The organism is Paraferrimonas sp. SM1919 (assembly GCF_010993985.1).
Taxonomy (GTDB): Bacteria; Pseudomonadota; Gammaproteobacteria; order Enterobacterales; family Shewanellaceae; genus SM1919.
The window spans coordinates 13,758-31,143 of the sequence record NZ_WINH01000031.1 but is presented as its reverse complement, the minus strand read 5'-3'; the positions used below and the strand labels follow the sequence as shown (position 1 = coordinate 31,143).

The window sequence follows — 17,386 nt, the reverse complement described above, 5'->3', positions numbered from 1 at the left end:
CCCCTCAGCCATTGTGAATATAGGCTTCAGCCCGTTCAATATGACGGGCTTTACCAGCCAATAACACAATATCATGTTCTTGCAGCTCAAAGCTGGCATCTAATGGCAGCGAGTGACCATCTCGTTTAATGCTATCTAACTGAATGTTAAATTGATTAAAATCTAATTGGTTAATGGGTCTGCCCACTAAATAAGAATCCGCTAGCACATGCACACCATGCAAAAAGTCCTTGGTGATATCGGATTTATCACCAGAATAAAAGTTATGTAAATTCTGATAATGATCCCGACGTTCTTGCTCGAGCCTTTTTAAAATTTTGCCAATGGGCACACCCAGTTGATGCAAGACTTGCGACACCATCATTAAAGAACCTTCAAGGTATTCAGGCACAACCAAATCCACCCCGGCTTGCTGGATTTGTTTCAACTGTTGATCATCGGTGGTCCTTACCAGCACTTTTAAATCCGGATTTTGTGCCTTAACCATTTGCACTAAAGCCAACGCACCTTTTTTATCTTTAAAACAAACCACCAGCATATTGGCTCGCTTAATGCCCGCCATTCGTAATAAGGCTCGATTAGTCGGATCTCCGAATAATACGGGTTCGCCAGCCATTAACGCTTCTTTGGCACGGACGGGATCTGAGTCAATGGCCACAAACTCTATGCCCTCGGCATGTAAAAAACGCCCTATCGACTGCCCTACTCGCCCAAAACCACATAACACAACATGGTTTTTAATGTCTTCATTAGGTTGGTATTGTTGCTGCTTAATTTTACGACTAGAAAATTTTTGACCTAACTTGGGAGCCGCTTTCACCATCCATGGGGTCATGGCCATCGACAACACCCCAACCATGACCAAAATATTACTCCATTGGCCCGACAGTAAATTCACATCTGCAGCTAAAGCCAATAATACAAAACTGAATTCACCAATTTGCGCCAAAGACACCCCGGTCGTCACCGCAACGCCCAACTCTTTGTCATAACTGTAAACTAACCCCGAAAGCACAATGGCTTTGACCAAAGTAAAGACCAGTAACAAGCTTAAGATCACACCATAATGGGCAATCACTACCTCAAAATTCAATAACATGCCGATGCTAATGAAAAAGACCCCCATCAACAGATCTCGAAAAGGTCTGATATCGGCTTCTAGCTGACTTTTATACTGGCTTTCCCCCAGTAATAAGCCCGCCACAAACGCCCCAAGCGCCATCGACAGGCCAATAGAATGAGTGATAGCACCGGTTATTAAAGCAACGGCTAATGTGGCCAGTACAAATAATTCATTGGTTTTAGCTCGGGCAACTTCATCAAAGAATTTCGGCAGCAACCAACGCCCGACCGTCACCAATAGCACAATGGCAAACACCCCAGAGAATACTTGCAAAGCAATTTCAGTCAGGCTGAGACTCGGCCCCTGGCCTCCGACTAACGGTAACAAGATAAGCAACGGCACCACTGCCACATCTTGAAACAACAGCACACTTACTCCACGTTCGCCATGGGGCTGGTTAATACTGCCTAGCTCATTAAACAGTTTCAAAACGATAGCGGTTGACGACAATGCCAAGATCAACCCAATCATCAGGGCGGGTAAGCCTTCAAAACCGAAGTTTAGTAGCACCGCGGCGATAACAATTGAGGTTAATAGCATTTGACCAAAACCCAATCCAAATACCATCTTACGCATCGCCCACAGCCGAGGTATAGAAAACTCTAACCCCAAACTGAACATCAACAGCGCAATGCCGAGTTCGCCCATTAAGTGGATATCATCATTAGAAAACCAGTTAATGCCATTAGGACCCGCGATGATCCCTGTCATCAGATAAGCCAGCACCACTGGCAAACCGACCCGTCTAAACAGGGCAATAAATATAATTGCCGCAACCAGCATTGCTAATATTTGACTGATGATCCCTTGTTCCATTAAAAAACTCTGGCGAATTAATTTATCGCTATTTAATCATAAAGACTAAGTTTAGCTGATTGAATTTTTTGCATCCGAATCCAGGCAAAATAAAAAAGGGCTTGTAAAAACAAGCCCTTAATTATTTCAATCGACAATTGTAATTTATCCGTTGGTTAGAACGGAATATCGTCATCCCAAGCTGAATTATCGCTCGAGAAAGTTTGCCCCATAGGCGCTTGGTTGGCCGTTTGCATGCCCGCGTGCTGAGGCTGGGCTGCAACAGGTTGTGGTTGCGCAGGTGCCGCCTGTTGTGGGCGCTGATCAAATTGCGCCTGAGGCGGCGCTTGATTGAAGTGCTCATCAAAACCTTGATTTGCTTGAGCCGCTTGTGCTGGTGCAACCCGCCATGCTTGCAAAGAAGTAAAACAACGTTCGCCTTGGCCATTACCAGCCCATAGACGACCATTAATATTGAATTGGATTTGAACTTCTTGGCCAACCTGGTATTGGTCTAACAGTGCGCACTTATCCTTTACTAATTCAAAAGCGGCGTAGTTTGGCCAGCTTGGGTTCTCATCTGGGCCTGTTACTTTAATAACAAACTCGCGCTTGGTAAATCCATTATTACCATAGGCAGTGGTTGCACCCATAGAATGGATAACACCCTGCATTTCATAACTCTTAGACATGATATTTCTCTAACTTCTTTTATCCCTTTAAGTATAACCAAGGCACAGGCAACAAGGCCAGAGTTTAACGCTTAATTTAATTCTGAAAGCGGTAACCAATGAACATTTACGCCAGCTTGGTCAAACATGACTTGGCTGAGTTGAATTTTCTCACCCCAGCGAGATAAAAAGTCTGCAGATTGTTCTGGGCAATGAACCGCTTTAATCCCGGTTTGAATAATTTTGGCAGCACAATTAGGACATGGAAAATGGGTCACCCAAATTTCACAACCGGTCAGATCTCGCCTGGCAAAAAGTAACGCATTTTCTTCGGCGTGCAGGGTTTTTAAATACTTTAAATCCCGAGTATCAATTTCGGCATCATCCGCTATGCCATGGGGGTATCCATTAAACCCCAAAGAAACAATGCGATTTTTTTCGGTGATCACTGCACCTACTTGAGTAGAAGGATCTTTTGACCAAGATGCCACCAAAGATGCCATCTGATAAAAACGTTTTGACCACTTAGATAACATGTTAAACCTTTATAATTATTCTTTGCAACTGACTTCAATTTCAGCATGCTCTAAATCATCCAGAATTAGATAGCCTAGGTTTTCCGCCTCTAGCAGTTTATCTTTAAAAATTTCAAAAGCATAGATTTCATTTGTAGTTATCCCACATACACTGGCTTGAGGCAAGCCAGTGTGGCCCATCCCCTGGCACAAAACAGCAATTCCAGCATCATCTAAAGATTGCCTGACTTGTTGCTGTGTTAAGCCAGAGTCTAATTGGCAAGTCTGGCTTTGTTGGTACTGATAGACCCATATTGTCGAGTTGCTTGTCTCATCATTAACACAGCCAAGCAAAAACAAAAAAATTGCCACTATCCATATTATTTTTAGATACATAATTACTCCCTTGGTGAGAAAAACTACCTATCTCAAATCAGCATGGTCACAAAACCACCATAGTCAATTTTTTGACTCTATGCAATAATCTTCTATCAATTTGATTTGATTATGAAACTTTATACATTCCAGCCAGAGAACTCACCCCTAAGCCTGCACTTTTGTGGACCTCAATTTTGGTGGGAATACGCTCTTTTAACGCCTCAACATGAGAGATAATGCCGATGGTTTTCCCTTGTGCTTGGATGGCATCCAACGCCGCTAGAGCGGTATCTAATGTTTGTTGGTCTAAGGTGCCAAAGCCCTCATCCAAGAATATAGAATCGATAGAGGTTTTCTGGGAAACTAAATCTGACAACCCCAATGCTAACGCCAATGACACCAAAAAGCGCTCACCACCAGATAAGGTATTGAGTAGACGCTTTTGATCACCTTGCCAAGTATCGATAATTTCTAACTCCAATGACTGTTCATCGCTGCGCTGCAATTGATAGCGGCCATCAAGACGCTGCAACTGACCATTGGCAAGCTGAACCAGTTGCCCTAAGGTTAACCCTTGAGCAAATCTTCTGAATTTAGCGCCATCTGCCGAACCAATCATGTCATTGAGTTTGGCCAAGATATCAAGCTGCTGATTTTGCTGTTCCATTTGCTGTAACAAGGCGGCCTGTTTTTGTCCTTGAGCTAAATGTTGCTTTAATTTCAGATCAAGCTCACCTAAACCTTGGTGGTACTGCTGCAACTGGGCTGTGAACTGTGCCTGTTGCTGTTCGAGTTCCTCTAAAGAGTAGCCACCCTCATCCTGTTCAACCTTGGACGCCGCTATCTGCTCAGACAGCTGTTCTAATTTGGCTTGGGTATTGTGTAACTGCTGTTGCAATTGTTGCTGTTGCAACTGCAAAGACTCAACCTGTTCAGGGGGTAAGTTAGCTGCGATAAATGCCTGCTGATCATTAAAGGTACTTGCATTTAATGTACTATGCCATTGCTGCTGATAGCGCTCTATTTGCTCAGACAACTGTGCCAACGATTGAGTTAATTGGTTGAACTGCCCCACAACCGAATTACACTCAATTAAGTTTTGCTTAGTTTGCGCTTGAGCTTGTTGCAGTAATGCCTGCTCGGCTTGCAATTGATCTTGTCCACGTTGCAAAAACTCTTGGATACTCAACCCTTGTAGCTGCTGTTGCAATTGCTGACATTGTAACTGGTGCTGTTGCTGCGTTTGCTGTAATTGCTCGCTAATATGCTGCTGTTCTTGCTCAACTAAAGCTAACGCCTGTTGTTGCATATTAATTTCAGCATTAACTTGCTCAATGGCGCTATTGGTGTCATTAAGTCGTTGCTGGTACTGCTTATGCTGTTGCCACTGCACAGCGGTTTGTTCAATAAAGGCCATGATGTCAGAAGGATCATCCGAATCAAAACCAAGCTTTTGTAGTTGCCCTAGCAACTGGCTGACTAACTGCTGTAATTGCAGCTGTACTTTATCGATTTGTAGTTGCAACTGTTCAACTTGAGCGCCAAGTTGCTGCTGTTGTTGCGTGGTCAACTTAATCCCATATTCGAGTTGCTGCTCCGTTTGCTGCAGTTGCACTCGCTGTTGCTGGTACTGGCCGTTTTGTTGCTCTAACTGCTGCCATTGTTGAAACAATGCTTGTAATTGTTGCTCATGCTGGAGAAGGTTAATCACCTGTTCGACGGTTAAACGGTGCTCATAGCCCAGCTCGCTTGAGATCTCCTGAAGCTGTAAACCATTGTGCTGTAACTGCTGCTGCAAGCGTTCAATATTCAACTGCAATTGTTGCGTTTGTGCTTCCACCTGCCCGTGCTGAGCAAACAGTTGTTTATTTAACAGTTGCAGCTGCTCTAATTGCTGCTGATTATCGCCAACGCGCTGCTCAAGTAACTGATATTCGTGCTCAGAATGAGGTTCAACCCCTGGATGTTCAGTGGCACCACATAAAGGACAGGGATCCCCTTGCTGTAATTGCGCCTGGTAGTGAGCCAAAGACGCTATCTTCTGTTGCAACTTAAGCAGCTGCTGTAAATCCTGACGTTGCTGCACCAGCATGTCATATTTGGGCTCAAGCTGTTGTTGTTCGGCATCAAGCTGTGACAACTGAGCGAGGGCTTGGTGATGGGCCTCATGATACTGCTGCAACTGCATTTGCAGTTGCTCATTATGATTATGTAGGTGTTGAGCCTTTACTAACAAAGGAGTTTGTTCCCTAAAACTGAGCAACTGCTGTTGTAATTGCTCAATATTGAGATCACCCAATAAGTGTTGCTGCTGTAATAATAGCTGTTGTAACTGCTGGCCTAACCGTTGTTGATGCTGTTGCACTTGCTGAGCTTCAGCCCCATAGCGTTGCTGTTGGCTATTGAGCTCTCGCTCTTGCTGCTGCCGTTGCGTTAACTCCTGAGTAAAGTGCAACAGTTGTTGCTCTAACTCCCCGAGTAATTGGTAATTCTGCTGCCAAAGGGGAAGTTGCTGGGCCACGTCTTCGTTGACTACACTCTGCTGTAACCATTGGCTTAGCTGCTGATGCTGCTGCTCAGATTGCTGTAAATAACGTTTACGTTGATTTATCTCAGCGTTTAGCTGTTGCTGCTGGGTCGTTTGCTGCCGTTGCTTGGCAGTTAATTGTTGGATCTGTTTGGCATTGCTATTGGCTTGCTGTTCAAGGGGGATCAATTGCTGCTGCGCTAACTGTTGATCTTGTTCACTCTGGGCTTGTGTTCGTTTTAACGCCTCTACCAAAGACTGCTCTTGTTGTTCCAAGCTGGTTTGCTGCTGTTCAAGCAGTGCTTTTTGCTGTTGATACTGTTCAAGTTGTATCAATAAACTTTGCTGCTGCTGTTGAGCTTGCTGTAATTGCTGATATTGGCCCTGATATTTTTGTGCTTCTAAAGCCTTAACCAAAACCTGTTGCTGCGGTGCAAACTCATCAGCTTGTTGCTGCAGATGTTGTAATTGCAGCTGTAATCCCTGCTGCTGCTGCGTAAGCTGTGAAAATTGTTGCTGGCGTTGGTGCTGTTGATTGCACGCGCTTAACTGAGCTTTAGTCTGTTTTTCTAAAGCGAGTAACTCTTGCTTATGTTGCTCAATTTCAGCTAACTCAGGGGCTGACAACATCTGCAACTGCTCAAGCTTAAACTTTAATTGCTGCACTTGCTGAGCATGCTGCTTATGATTGTCATAGGCTTGTTTGGACAATAAACCGTAAATTTCAGTGCCCGTGAGCTCTTCGAGTAACTCTGCCCGGTCATTGGCCGCCGCCGCTAAAAAAGCATCAAAGCCACCTTGGGCTAACATCATAGATTTGGTAAAGCGGCCAAAATCCAATCCAGTGAGTTCACTGACTGCTTTAATTTTTTCAGAAAGTTTCGAGGTAATAATTTTGCCATCAGCCTCTGCCAATTCCACCTCAGGTTTTTGCAGCTTGCCATCGGCCTTACCCCTTGAACGCCGTTGCGCCCAAAATGCACGATATTGCTTACCTTTGACTTCAAACTCAACTTCCGCACAGCAATAACTGGTATCACGAGTCATCACTCCATTATTATTCTGGCTTAATACCTGTCTTGGGGTTTGATGGTATAACGCAATACAAATGGCATCTAAAATACTGGTCTTACCCGCGCCCGTCGGGCCAACAATGGCAAACAACCCTGAACGCTGAAATTCAGGATCGCGAAAATCGATATACCAAGCGCCTTTTAAAGAATTAATGTTTTCTAAACGGATAGATAAAATTCTCATTATTGTTGTTCTGCCAATTGTAGTTGTAATGCTTTAAAGGCTTGTTTAAGTGATTGCTGCTGCTCATCAGACAACGCTTCTAACTGCAACCTAGCCTCAAAAATTTGCGCTTCACTGAGCTCATCTAAACTTAACTGCTTGGTGTTGAGTACTTGCTTATTGACTTGTTGGATGCGCTTTACTCGCAATAACTTAAAGTAATGGTCATCAAGATGACTGTTAATGCGTTCAACCAGATCCGATAAGTATTGCTGCTGGGTAATATTCACCTCTAACCAGGTGGGTCGCTCGGGAGTGGGCTCTGCTTGTAACTGCACTATCTGGGCAATAATTTGCTCTAATGATCCGGTAAGGCTCAATAAAGGTTGACTGATAGGAACCTGCAATTGCTTGTGGGCAGTCATTTGCTTACCTGAAAATTCAACCATAGTGACACTTTTAGGTTTATCGGCTTCACTGAAGCTTAACGGTAATGGTGCGCCCGAATACCTTAAGTGTGGTTTCCCATCAATTTGTTGCGCCTTGTGCAGATGCCCCATAGCCAAATAATCAAAATCCGGTAACAAGCTGGCATGTAAGGCATCTAAAGTGCCTATGTATAATTCCCTGACCGATTCTGACACTTGGCCACCCACTAAGGTAAAATGCCCGCAACCAATAATGGCAGCTTGACTGTCTTGGGCAAGTGTCTGCGCATGCTGATAACAGCTTTTATAATACTGACTAATTTGCTCTGCTAATTGTTGCTGTTTTTGCTCAATCGATTGCCCAGCTTCAGAACGCACTAAATCCCTCGGCCTTAAATAAGGGACAGCACAGACCACCGCGAGCAATTGCTCATCATTGTAAATTGGTCTGACGGGTAATTCATCGGCTTCGATGCCCCCCACCACATAAGCGTTAAAAGCGGTCAGCAGACTCTTTGACTCATGCAACATAGCAACAGAGTCATGATTACCGCCGGTAACGATAACTTGGCAGCTGCCTAAAGCCGCTACCTTCACTAAAAAATCATGATACATGGTTCGTGCATAACTGGCAGGAGTGCCAGTATCAAAAACATCACCAGCAATAATGAGCAACTGAATTTGGTGCTGTTTAATTTGTTGCAACAACCAATTTAAAAAGTGTTGATGCTCAAACTGACGCGATTGACCAAGTAATTGATGGCCCAGATGCCAATCTGATGTGTGAATGATTCTCATTTAGTTACCTTGATGGTTAATTGGCATGGAAAAATAAGTGCCCTTGTAGACAAGATGTTAATTTAAGCATTAAAAATGACCGTTTTAGGTGAATTTGATGGCTCAAGTAGCATTATTCGAAATAAAAAAAATTAAATATTTTTAAAAGGTTGCATATTGCCTAATTGGGCAATACTATACACCTGCGCTTTAAATTTTGCTCTACTATGCTCTAGTGTTTCGAGATACACGTTTGTAAATCTACCTATATGCTTGCCAGAAAACATAAATTTATAGCGAATTAATCTAAAAATTCGATTTCTAGATTAGGTTAATCAAACTATATCATTAAGGATATTAATTATGTCTACAACTGGCATCGTAAAATGGTTTAACGCTGACAAAGGTTACGGCTTCATTCAACAAGAAAATGGCCCTGACGTTTTTGTTCACTTCCGTAGCATCGTAGGTGATGGTTACAAATCACTACAAGAAGGTCAAGCAGTGACTTTCGAAATCGGCCAAGGTCAAAAAGGCCTACAAGCTGAGAACGTAAAAGTAGGCTAATCGCCTCTTACGTTAAAAAAAAGCGCCTTAAGGCGCTTTTTTTGTCACTATCACACTGAAAGTTTAATGGTGATGATGGTCATCATCTTCATCGTGCTCATGCTCAGGTTGCATCACGCCCCAACCATCCGATGAGCCGTGATAATCGCTAACAAAGGCATTAAGTGCTTCTTCGGTGGCAACAATGGCATCATACTCAGGCACCAAAACTTTCGTTAGGATAAGCTCAAATTGATTATTCGCTTCATCTAACTGAATTTCTAACGCCCCACCTTGAGCCAACTCTTGCTTCGCTAATTCTTCCATAGCGACTTCAGCATCTTGCTCATCGGCAAATACCGCATAAAAGTCAATTTCACATTCTTGAGTTAAGTTGATACCCGACTCGGCCATCATTTGTAACATTTTACCGTTATCATCATCGGGAAAGTTCATCATTGGTCTCCTTTGGCAACAATCGTAATTGTCACCTGATTAAATTCTATGGTGTCACCCACCACAATTTTATTACGCTTGCGTGTTTCAATGTTACCGTTCACTAACACCAGACCTTCACTAATGTAGGTTTTGGCATCGGCACCACTGGCAGCTAACCCCTCGGCTTTTAATACTTTATAGAGCTCGATGTAAGGGTCGGCTAATTCGAAATTACTCATAAATAACTCTTTTGATGCAAAATTGGCGCAAACATATCACAGCCTTACCATCAAAGATAGCGTGCCTTTAAGTGTTGTTCAAAGTGCTTAGGGTTTAAAGCTTCACCTGTGGCTTGGATAACTAATTCTGAAGTGGTTAACAGGCTGCCTTTGGACCATATATTTTGCTTTAACCAATTAAATATCGGCCCCAACTCTGCAGCTTTGATAAGTTCAGTCACCTCTAATTGCTGCGCCATGGCGGCCTTAAATTGAGCCGCATACATCGCCCCTAATGTATAAGAGGGAAAATAGCCAAAACTGCCATCTGTCCAATGAATGTCCTGCATGACCCCAAGCTTATGATTACCATTAATATCGATGCCTAATAATTGCTGGGCCAATTGTTGCCATAAATCCGGTAAGTCATCCACCTCTACGTCGCCCGCAATAATGGCTTTTTCTATTTGATAACGCAGAATGATATGGGCTGGATACGTCACTTCATCGGCTTCAATACGAATATAACTCGGGCTGACCTTATGCAAATGTTGAGTGAGTTGCTGCAAGCTCAGTTGTTTATTTAAGGTTTGATTCAGTTCTGGCAACAACGTCTCTAAAAACAAAGGATCACGCCCTAGTTGCATTTCATAAAACAAACTCATGCCTTCATGAATGGCCATCGAACGCGCCAAGCCTGCTGGTAAACCTGCCACTGCTGCTGGTAAGTACTGCTCATAACAGGCATGTCCTGTTTCATGGATGGTACTAAACAGTGCACTGCTAAAGTCACTCTGGTGATAATGGGTGGTGATCCTTAAATCCGTTGGAACCCCACCACTAAATGGATGGGCACTCACATCGAGTCTGCCTAAGTTAAACTCAAACCCTAATTTAGACATCACCTTCAAACTTAATTGATGCTGTAAATCAATATCGGCCCGCAAATCAATATCATTATGCCAATTGGCTTGCTTGTGTTGTACTTGAGTAATAAGCTCTGGCAGCCAAGTTTGCAGCTCTGCAAAGAGCTTATCTAACTCAGCTGTTGTCATCCCCGGCTCATACAAATCCAACATGGCATCGTATGGACTTAAGCCTTGCTGCTGCGCTCTTATTTGCGCTTCCTCACGGCTGAGCTTAACCACTTCTTTTAGGTTTTTCTTGAATCCTTGCCAGTCATTATTGGCTCTTTGGCTGCGCCACTGATGCTCACACTGGCTGCCCGCTAAGCGTTTAGCCTTAACCAGCGATTCAGGTAAAGCACTCTCAATCGCGATTTGACGTTTCATTTCCCTAAGGGAAGAGGCTTGCAGCTCGGTTAAAGGCTCACTTTCAGCAGCCGCTAGCCATTGTTTGATCTCGGCTTTATTACTCGCTTTGTGGATCACTAAATCCAGTTCCGCCATGGCCTTAGAACGCTGCTCGGCAGAACCGCTCGGCATCATGGTTTCCCCATCCCAAGCGCAAATAGATTGTAAATGTTGTAAGTGGGAAATATGCTCAAAATGATTCACTAACTGTTGATAACTGCTCATAGTATTTGTCTTATTCAAACCATCGCCTTAAAATCATGGGTAATCTTACTCTACAACATTAACTTTTGCTGTGAATAAAAATTTAATCACTAATTTGATTGCCGCTGCGCTGGTCGTGGCAGGCTATTTGAGTCAACAAAATACCCTTTTTAGTATTGGTTTATTTGCCCTTTCAGGGGCGATTACCAATTCTCTGGCTATCCATATGCTGTTTGAAAAGGTGCCTGGACTTTACGGCTCTGGCGTCATTGCTAATCGCTTTGAAGCTTTCAAAGCGGCCATTGCCAGCATGATGATGAATCAGTTTTTCACCCCTGAAAACATTAATAAAGTGATGGGAGAGCAAAGCCACCAGCTTGATCTTGAACCTATCATTCAAGACTTAGATTTATCGATTGCTTTTCGTGCGCTCGTGCGCACCGTGGAAGAATCGTCCTTTGGTTCGATGCTGGCGATGTTTGGCGGTACGGAAGCGTTAGCACCTATGCAACAGCCATTCGAAAACAAAATGAAAGCATCAATCATCCAAATAACCCAAGGGGAAGAATTCCATCAAAAACTTGCCGATTCATTATCCGGTGGTGATAACTCAGCGCTACTTAACAAAATTGAATCGATCATTAATGCCCGTCTTGATGAATTAACCCCGCAACTAGTGAAAGAGATTGTGCAAGATATGATCCGCCAACACCTTGGCTGGCTTGTGGTTTGGGGAGGCGTTTTCGGTGGCTTAATTGGTTTTTTAGCCACCCTAGTTTAACTTTTCTGGTCATACAAAAAGAGCGCCATTGGGCGCTCTTGCTGTGTTAAAGCGGCCTCTTAATTGGCTGCCATTACCTTTGCCAATCGCGCAACCGCCACATCAAGTTGCTCGGCATCTAAAGCGGTAAAGTTTAAGCGAATAGCCTGATAATCAGCTTCTCGAGTGCTAGGCCAAAACTCAGTTCCTGGCACTACCGCGACATTTTCAACTAATGCTTTGGCAGCAATATCACGAGCATTATGACGCTTTAATTCTAGCCATAAGAACATCCCACCCTCAGGTACTTCAAAGTCAACAAACTCACTAAGATGAGCATTAACAGCAGCCACCAGAGCATCACGGCGCGACTGGTAATGCTTGGTTAACGCTTGCAGGTGGTCATCAAAATCAGGGTGACTGACCACATCTAACAGCATTTGCTGCATCGGTAAGGCCGAATGTAAATCGGAGGCTTGTTTAACCTTAGCAATCGGTTTAAGCAACTCAGCACGCGCACTGACATAGCCGACACGCATACTCGGGGTCGCGATTTTAGAAAACGAACCTAAAAAGAAACTGTCCGCTTGCAACTGCTGCATAAAAGACGACACGGTCGGTAAAGTTTGTCCTTCAAAGCGTAATTCACGATAGGGGGCATCTTCAACAAAAGCCACATCATATTGGGCTAATAACTCTGCCACTTGTTGGCGCTTAATGGCCGACCAAGTGCGACAAGAAGGATTTTGAAAATCCGGCACGGCATAAAATAACTTGACCTTGTGAGCCTTTAATTGACGTTCAAGGTCGGCAATATTAGGGCCATCATTTTCACTGAGTACCGCAACGGTTTCCACTTCAGCTAGATCAAAAATTTGCAAAGCACCCAAATAGCTTGGCGCCTCTACCAGCACTTTATCCTGTGGGTTTAAATACGCTCTCGCAAGCAAATCCAAGGCTTGCTGGGAACCGGTAGTTAATAACACATCAAGATCCCCTTGGGGCTGCTTAGCTAAGATCCACTCTCGCAAAGCGGGCAAGCCTTCAGTCGGGCCATATTGATAAATGCCAGGGTTATTAACTAAGTTTTGACTGGCGTTCGCTAATAGTTCAAACGGAAAGCGACTGGCATCGGGTAATCCACCTGCCAGTGATAGCATGCCAGGTTGGGAAATGGCTTTAAGAATATTTCTGATATAAGACTCTTGAGTATTTTCTACCCTTCTAGACTTTTCAATCATTAACTACTTTCCTGTAAATGAAGATTGCTCATAGGTTACAAAGCTTTGAGCGAAAACGCACTGAAATATTTAGCGAAAATCTAAGATCTTAATTATTTTTACTCAAGTAACGCCCTAGAGGAATATTTTTGAACAAAAAACACTACATCAAAATGGCAATATAAGTCTGTAAAATGATGACATTAACCAAATCAATAAAGAACGCCCCAACAATTGGCACCACCATAAACGCCTGAGGTGAAGGGCCATTTCTGGTCACCAATGCGCCCATATTCATTACTGCCGTTGGCGTTGCTCCCATACCAAAACCACAATGACCACCCGCCATCACCGCCGCATCATAATTTGAGCCCATCAAGCGGAAAGTAACAAAATAGGCAAATAACGCCAGAATAACGGTCTGTACTAATAAAATCGCTAGCATCGGTAAGGCCAAATCAAAGATTTCCCATAACCTTAAACTCATCAATGCCATTGCTAGAAACAGAGATAATGAAACGGTACCCAAGACATCGACACATTCATTGTTCACTTTGTAACCGCGGGTTAACTCAGTGATATTGGTGATCACTACCCCCAAAAATAGTGCATAAACAAACTCAGGCATCTCTAAGGCCGTCAACTCATAGGATTCGACTAAGTGGCCAATGGCTTTAGCACCCGCGACACATATTAACAACACAAAAAGCGTTTCCAATATGCTTTTTGCCGTCACTCTATCTTCTTCTAAAGAATCGTAAGTGACAAGATCTGGGTGATCGATGTGGTGGTTACCGTGGATGCCATATTTAGAAACCAAACCATGTTTATCAATTAATCTTTGCGCCACTGGGCCACCGATGATCCCCCCCATGATTAACCCAAATGTGGCCGCTGCCATTGCTAACTCAATGGTTTGAATGCCGTAATCTTCTTTAAAGGTTGCCGCCCAAGCGGCCCCGGTACCATGCCCTCCAGAGAGGGTGATTGAACCACCAATCAAACCAAAGTAAGGCTCCTGACCCATCAACTCTGCCATGGAAACCCCAACAAAATTTTGCACCACAATATACAGTGAAACGATGCCTAAGAAGATGAAGACTTTCGAGCCCCCCTTAAGCAATAATTTATAACTTGCCGCCAACCCCACGGTTGAGAAAAACATCAACATTAAGGTGTCTTTCATTGGCAAAGAAAAGCAAATCTCAACTTGCTGGAAGTGAGTGAAAGTAATGATAGCGGCAACCACTAAGCCGCCAATGATTGGCTCTGGGATATTATATTTTTTGAAAACTCTTACATTTCTATTTATCCAGTGACCAATGAACAATACTAAAATGGCAATCAGTAATGATTCAATAGTGCCAATCTGGATTGCTTGTTCACACTGTTTCATAGCAAAGGCTGCCCGTATTTTTTAATTATTAATCACTTAAGCCTAGACGATTTATAAGAAAAATAAGCTCAGAGACTAAAAAAATTCCACTTTATGGATGATCCTGCACAGGCTAAGATGGGCTTATCTGTCGTAAACAACTTTAAAATCATTTATGTCTAACACATCAGGGTCGACCAGCAAGTGGCTAGTGAACTTTATTAAGCCGTACAAAACCCAAGCCACCTGGGCAGTCATTTTTTTATTTATTGCGTCACTGGCCTGGCTCAGCTTGGGACAAATCATAAAACTGGTCATCGATGCTGATAAAAGCAGCTCGAGCGAATTACTGCAACTGGTGGCAATCATGGCGGTCATTATCATGTTCAGCTCAATAGCCACCTATGGTCGCTTTTATTTGATGAGCTTGCTGGGGGAGAAAATCAGCAATGACATTCGCTATAATGTGTTTGCCAGTTTAATTAACCTAGATCAACGCTTCTTTAAAACCGAAAGAACCGGCGAAGTCATCTCCCGTTTTACGGCGGACATTACCCTCGTTCAAAATGTGGTCAGCTCAAGTTTTTCGATGACTCTGCGCTCAGGGGTAACCCTAATAGGCGGGCTGCTATTGATGGCAATCAGCAGCATTAAAATGACCCTGATCATTATTGCTGCTATCCCACTGGTGTTTTTACCAATCTTAATATTGGGGCGAAAAGTAAGGGCTAAATCCTCTCATAACCAAGATAAAGTGGCCGATATGGGAGCCTTTATTGATGAGTCTTTGCATGAAATCAAAACCGTGCAGGCCTATAATCATCAAAGCGCCAGCTTGAATTACTTCAGCCAGTGCTTGAATCAAATTTTGCGTTCGGCCAAATCAAGGATCGCCATAAGGGCACTGCTGATTGCAGTGGTTATGTTTATTTCCAGTATGTGCTTATTGGGACTGGTGGTGATTGGCTTAACCGATGTCGCCAGCGGTAAACTTAGCCCCGGCGAATTAACCGCTTTCTTGTTTTACGCCTTAATGGTTGCCGGCGCCAGTGCCACCATTAGTGAGGTCGCTTCCGAAGTACAAAAAGCCCTTGGCGCCAGTGATCGCTTAAGACACCTTGCCAGTCAAACCTCATCATTAACGCAAAGCGCCAACCCTGCCCCCTTAAATAGCGTGCAGCAGATCCAATTTACTGATGTGAACTTTAGCTTTGATGGCAATGTTGCCGCGTTAAAAGGGATCAATCTCACCATCGAGCAAGGCCAGCGAATTGCCATCGTTGGCCCCAGTGGCGCAGGAAAAAGCACCTTAATTAATTTACTGCAGCGGTTTTATGACGCCACATCAGGGCAAATTTTATTTGATGGTAAAGCCATTTGCAGCTATCGCCTAGAAGACATCAGAAAACAGTTTGCGGTGGTGTCTCAAGACAGTGTGATCTTCGCCATGTCAGTCATTGATAATGTTCGCTTTGCTCGCCCTGATGCAACCGAAGCAGAAGTCATCCTAGCCTGTAAGCAGGCCTATTGTGACGAATTTATCGAACAACTGGCGGAGGGTTATCATAGCCAACTTGGGGAACGCGGCGTCAATCTCTCAGGGGGACAGAAGCAACGATTAGCCATTGCTCGTGCTTTGCTCAGTCAAAGACCGATATTGTTATTCGATGAAGCCACCAGCGCTTTAGATGGCGTCAGTGAAAAAGCCATCCAAACAACTTTAGCAAGCTTACTAAAAACCACCACCAGCATTACCATCGCCCATCGCCTGAGCACGGTTATCGAAGCGGATATCATCTTGGTCATGGATCAAGGAGCCATCATTGATTGTGGTAGCCACACTCAATTATTAGAAAAATCGAAACTTTACCAAAAATTAGCGGCCAGTCAGTTATTGCAGTAGCGGATAAGCCCAATTCGTCAAATAACCGTTTGTTATAATATCATTCTAAATTTATACAAAGCATATTTCTCATTTCCCACTCCCTTGGGCTAGCTTTTAAACAGGCCAACAACAACGGAGAGTCTCATGGAACAGTATGATGAAGTGCTTAAACATCTTATGGAAAGTGATGGCATGACCCAACAAGGGGCGGAAGAATTTATTGCGTTGTGGTTACCAGATTTAATTCCTCCTACAAAATAACGACTAGCAGCAATGCGCGGCTTTGAACGATAGGGCCCAAGCCCAGCAATGCTGTTGCCCACAGCAGCCCTTTGCCAATTAAACAACCATCAAAAAATAAAGGCCCCAATTAGGAGCCTTATAGGGTATTAAGCTGATTGCCTTAGCCGATACAATTGTTGACGACTTCAAGCAAGTTGCTGCCATGGCCAGAAATTAATGCCGCGGCTTGCTGCAGTTTATCTTCATCGCTGGTCACTAAATAACGCTGGCCCACTTCTGCACTGATGGCCGCCTGCATATCTGAAATACTGTCACCAATCATGATCGAATTGGCCATATCAATTTTAAGGTGGCGCTGGGCAGAAAGCAGCATTCCAGGTTTTGGTTTGCGACATTCGCAATCTTGCTGGTAGTCACCTAGGGCTTGTTGTGGATGGTGGGGACAATAATAAATGCCATCAAATTCGACGCCTTTATCGACAAAGTTCCAGTCCATCCACTCTGTCAGCGTATGAAAGTCATCTTCCGAATAATAACCACGGCCAATGCCTGACTGATTAGTCACTAACACTAATAGATAGCCCATTTGTTTGAGCTTTAAACAGGCCTCGAACACCCCATCAATAAAGTCGAAGTCATCTTGCTTGCCAACATAACCATGATCGACATTAATCACACCATCACGGTCGAGAAATACGGCTTTTTTCATTTTAAAGGGCTCCTGTAAATTCGAG

15 protein-coding genes are annotated in these 17,386 nt (G+C 43.7%); 3 read left to right on the top strand and 12 right to left on the bottom strand.

Going from position 1 to position 17,386, the window contains the following annotated elements; genetic code table 11:
* Positions 1 to 4 precede the first annotated feature (4 nt).
* From GFB48_RS15855 to GFB48_RS15830, 6 genes are all read right to left on the bottom strand, one after another.
* Positions 5 to 1,939: a monovalent cation:proton antiporter family protein gene (locus GFB48_RS15855; protein ID WP_163938038.1), complete on the bottom strand. Its 1,935-nt coding sequence runs from the start codon at positions 1,937 to 1,939 to the stop codon at positions 5 to 7.
* Between the two features lie 155 nt (positions 1,940 to 2,094).
* On the bottom strand, positions 2,095 to 2,610 hold the full coding sequence (locus GFB48_RS15850) for a DUF3127 domain-containing protein (RefSeq protein WP_163938035.1): 516 nt from the start codon (positions 2,608 to 2,610) through the stop codon (positions 2,095 to 2,097).
* A 71-nt stretch (positions 2,611 to 2,681) separates the two neighbouring features.
* Positions 2,682 to 3,125 carry a dCMP deaminase family protein gene (locus GFB48_RS15845; RefSeq protein ID WP_163938031.1) on the bottom strand — a complete coding sequence of 148 codons (444 nt, stop codon included), beginning with the start codon at positions 3,123 to 3,125 and terminating at the stop codon, positions 2,682 to 2,684.
* A 15-nt stretch (positions 3,126 to 3,140) separates the two neighbouring features.
* Positions 3,141 to 3,500 (bottom strand): hypothetical protein, encoded by a 360-nt coding sequence (locus tag GFB48_RS15840; protein WP_163938028.1) that lies wholly within the window; start codon positions 3,498 to 3,500, stop codon positions 3,141 to 3,143.
* 109 nt (positions 3,501 to 3,609) lie between these two features.
* Entirely contained in the window at positions 3,610 to 7,266 is a 3,657-nt protein-coding gene (locus GFB48_RS15835; RefSeq protein ID WP_163938025.1) for an AAA family ATPase, read from the bottom strand.
* Positions 7,266 to 8,471 carry an exonuclease SbcCD subunit D C-terminal domain-containing protein gene (locus GFB48_RS15830; protein ID WP_163938023.1) on the bottom strand — a complete coding sequence of 402 codons (1,206 nt, stop codon included), beginning with the start codon at positions 8,469 to 8,471 and terminating at the stop codon, positions 7,266 to 7,268. The genes GFB48_RS15835 and GFB48_RS15830 overlap by 1 nt, the downstream gene beginning before the upstream one ends.
* Positions 8,472 to 8,810: 339 nt before the next feature.
* Here GFB48_RS15830 and GFB48_RS15825 point away from each other — a divergent pair, with 339 nt between their 5' ends.
* A complete protein-coding gene (locus tag GFB48_RS15825; RefSeq protein ID WP_305848754.1) occupies positions 8,811 to 9,017 on the top strand; it encodes a cold-shock protein in 207 nt (68 codons plus the stop codon).
* Positions 9,018 to 9,080: 63 nt separating this feature from the next.
* On the opposite strand, the gene GFB48_RS15820 is transcribed toward GFB48_RS15825, so the two are convergent.
* The 3 genes from GFB48_RS15820 to GFB48_RS15810 are packed head-to-tail and all read right to left on the bottom strand — an operon-like array spanning position 9,081 to position 11,208.
* Positions 9,081 to 9,452 carry a ribonuclease E inhibitor RraB gene (locus tag GFB48_RS15820; RefSeq protein WP_163938064.1) on the bottom strand — a complete coding sequence of 124 codons (372 nt, stop codon included), beginning with the start codon at positions 9,450 to 9,452 and terminating at the stop codon, positions 9,081 to 9,083.
* A complete protein-coding gene (locus tag GFB48_RS15815; protein ID WP_163938017.1) occupies positions 9,452 to 9,673 on the bottom strand; it encodes an RNA-binding S4 domain-containing protein in 222 nt (73 codons plus the stop codon). The genes GFB48_RS15820 and GFB48_RS15815 overlap by 1 nt, the downstream gene beginning before the upstream one ends.
* Before the next feature lie 50 nt (positions 9,674 to 9,723).
* Positions 9,724 to 11,208 (bottom strand): carboxypeptidase M32, encoded by a 1,485-nt coding sequence (locus tag GFB48_RS15810; protein ID WP_368669083.1) that lies wholly within the window; start codon positions 11,206 to 11,208, stop codon positions 9,724 to 9,726.
* Positions 11,209 to 11,260: 52 nt separating this feature from the next.
* On the opposite strand from GFB48_RS15810, the gene GFB48_RS15805 reads away from it, so the two are divergent.
* Positions 11,261 to 11,950 (top strand): DUF445 domain-containing protein, encoded by a 690-nt coding sequence (locus GFB48_RS15805; RefSeq protein WP_163938014.1) that lies wholly within the window; start codon positions 11,261 to 11,263, stop codon positions 11,948 to 11,950.
* Between the two features lie 59 nt (positions 11,951 to 12,009).
* Here GFB48_RS15805 and GFB48_RS15800 read toward each other — a convergent pair whose 3' ends face one another.
* Both GFB48_RS15800 and gltS read right to left on the bottom strand, forming a co-directional pair.
* Entirely contained in the window at positions 12,010 to 13,170 is a 1,161-nt protein-coding gene (locus GFB48_RS15800) for a PLP-dependent aminotransferase family protein (RefSeq protein ID WP_163938011.1), read from the bottom strand.
* Positions 13,171 to 13,312: 142 nt separating this feature from the next.
* The gene (gltS, locus tag GFB48_RS15795) at positions 13,313 to 14,545 is read right to left on the bottom strand and encodes a sodium/glutamate symporter (protein WP_163938008.1); all 1,233 of its coding nucleotides are present in this window, start codon (positions 14,543 to 14,545) and stop codon (positions 13,313 to 13,315) included.
* Positions 14,546 to 14,699: 154 nt separating this feature from the next.
* On the opposite strand from gltS, the gene GFB48_RS15790 reads away from it, so the two are divergent.
* Positions 14,700 to 16,427, top strand: a complete 1,728-nt coding sequence (locus GFB48_RS15790) for an ABC transporter transmembrane domain-containing protein (protein WP_163938005.1) — start codon at positions 14,700 to 14,702, stop codon at positions 16,425 to 16,427.
* Positions 16,428 to 16,812: 385 nt separating this feature from the next.
* Here GFB48_RS15790 and gmhB read toward each other — a convergent pair whose 3' ends face one another.
* Positions 16,813 to 17,361, bottom strand: coding sequence for a D-glycero-beta-D-manno-heptose 1,7-bisphosphate 7-phosphatase (gene gmhB, locus GFB48_RS15785; RefSeq protein WP_163938002.1), 549 nt, complete (start codon positions 17,359 to 17,361; stop codon positions 16,813 to 16,815).
* Positions 17,362 to 17,386 lie beyond the last annotated feature (25 nt).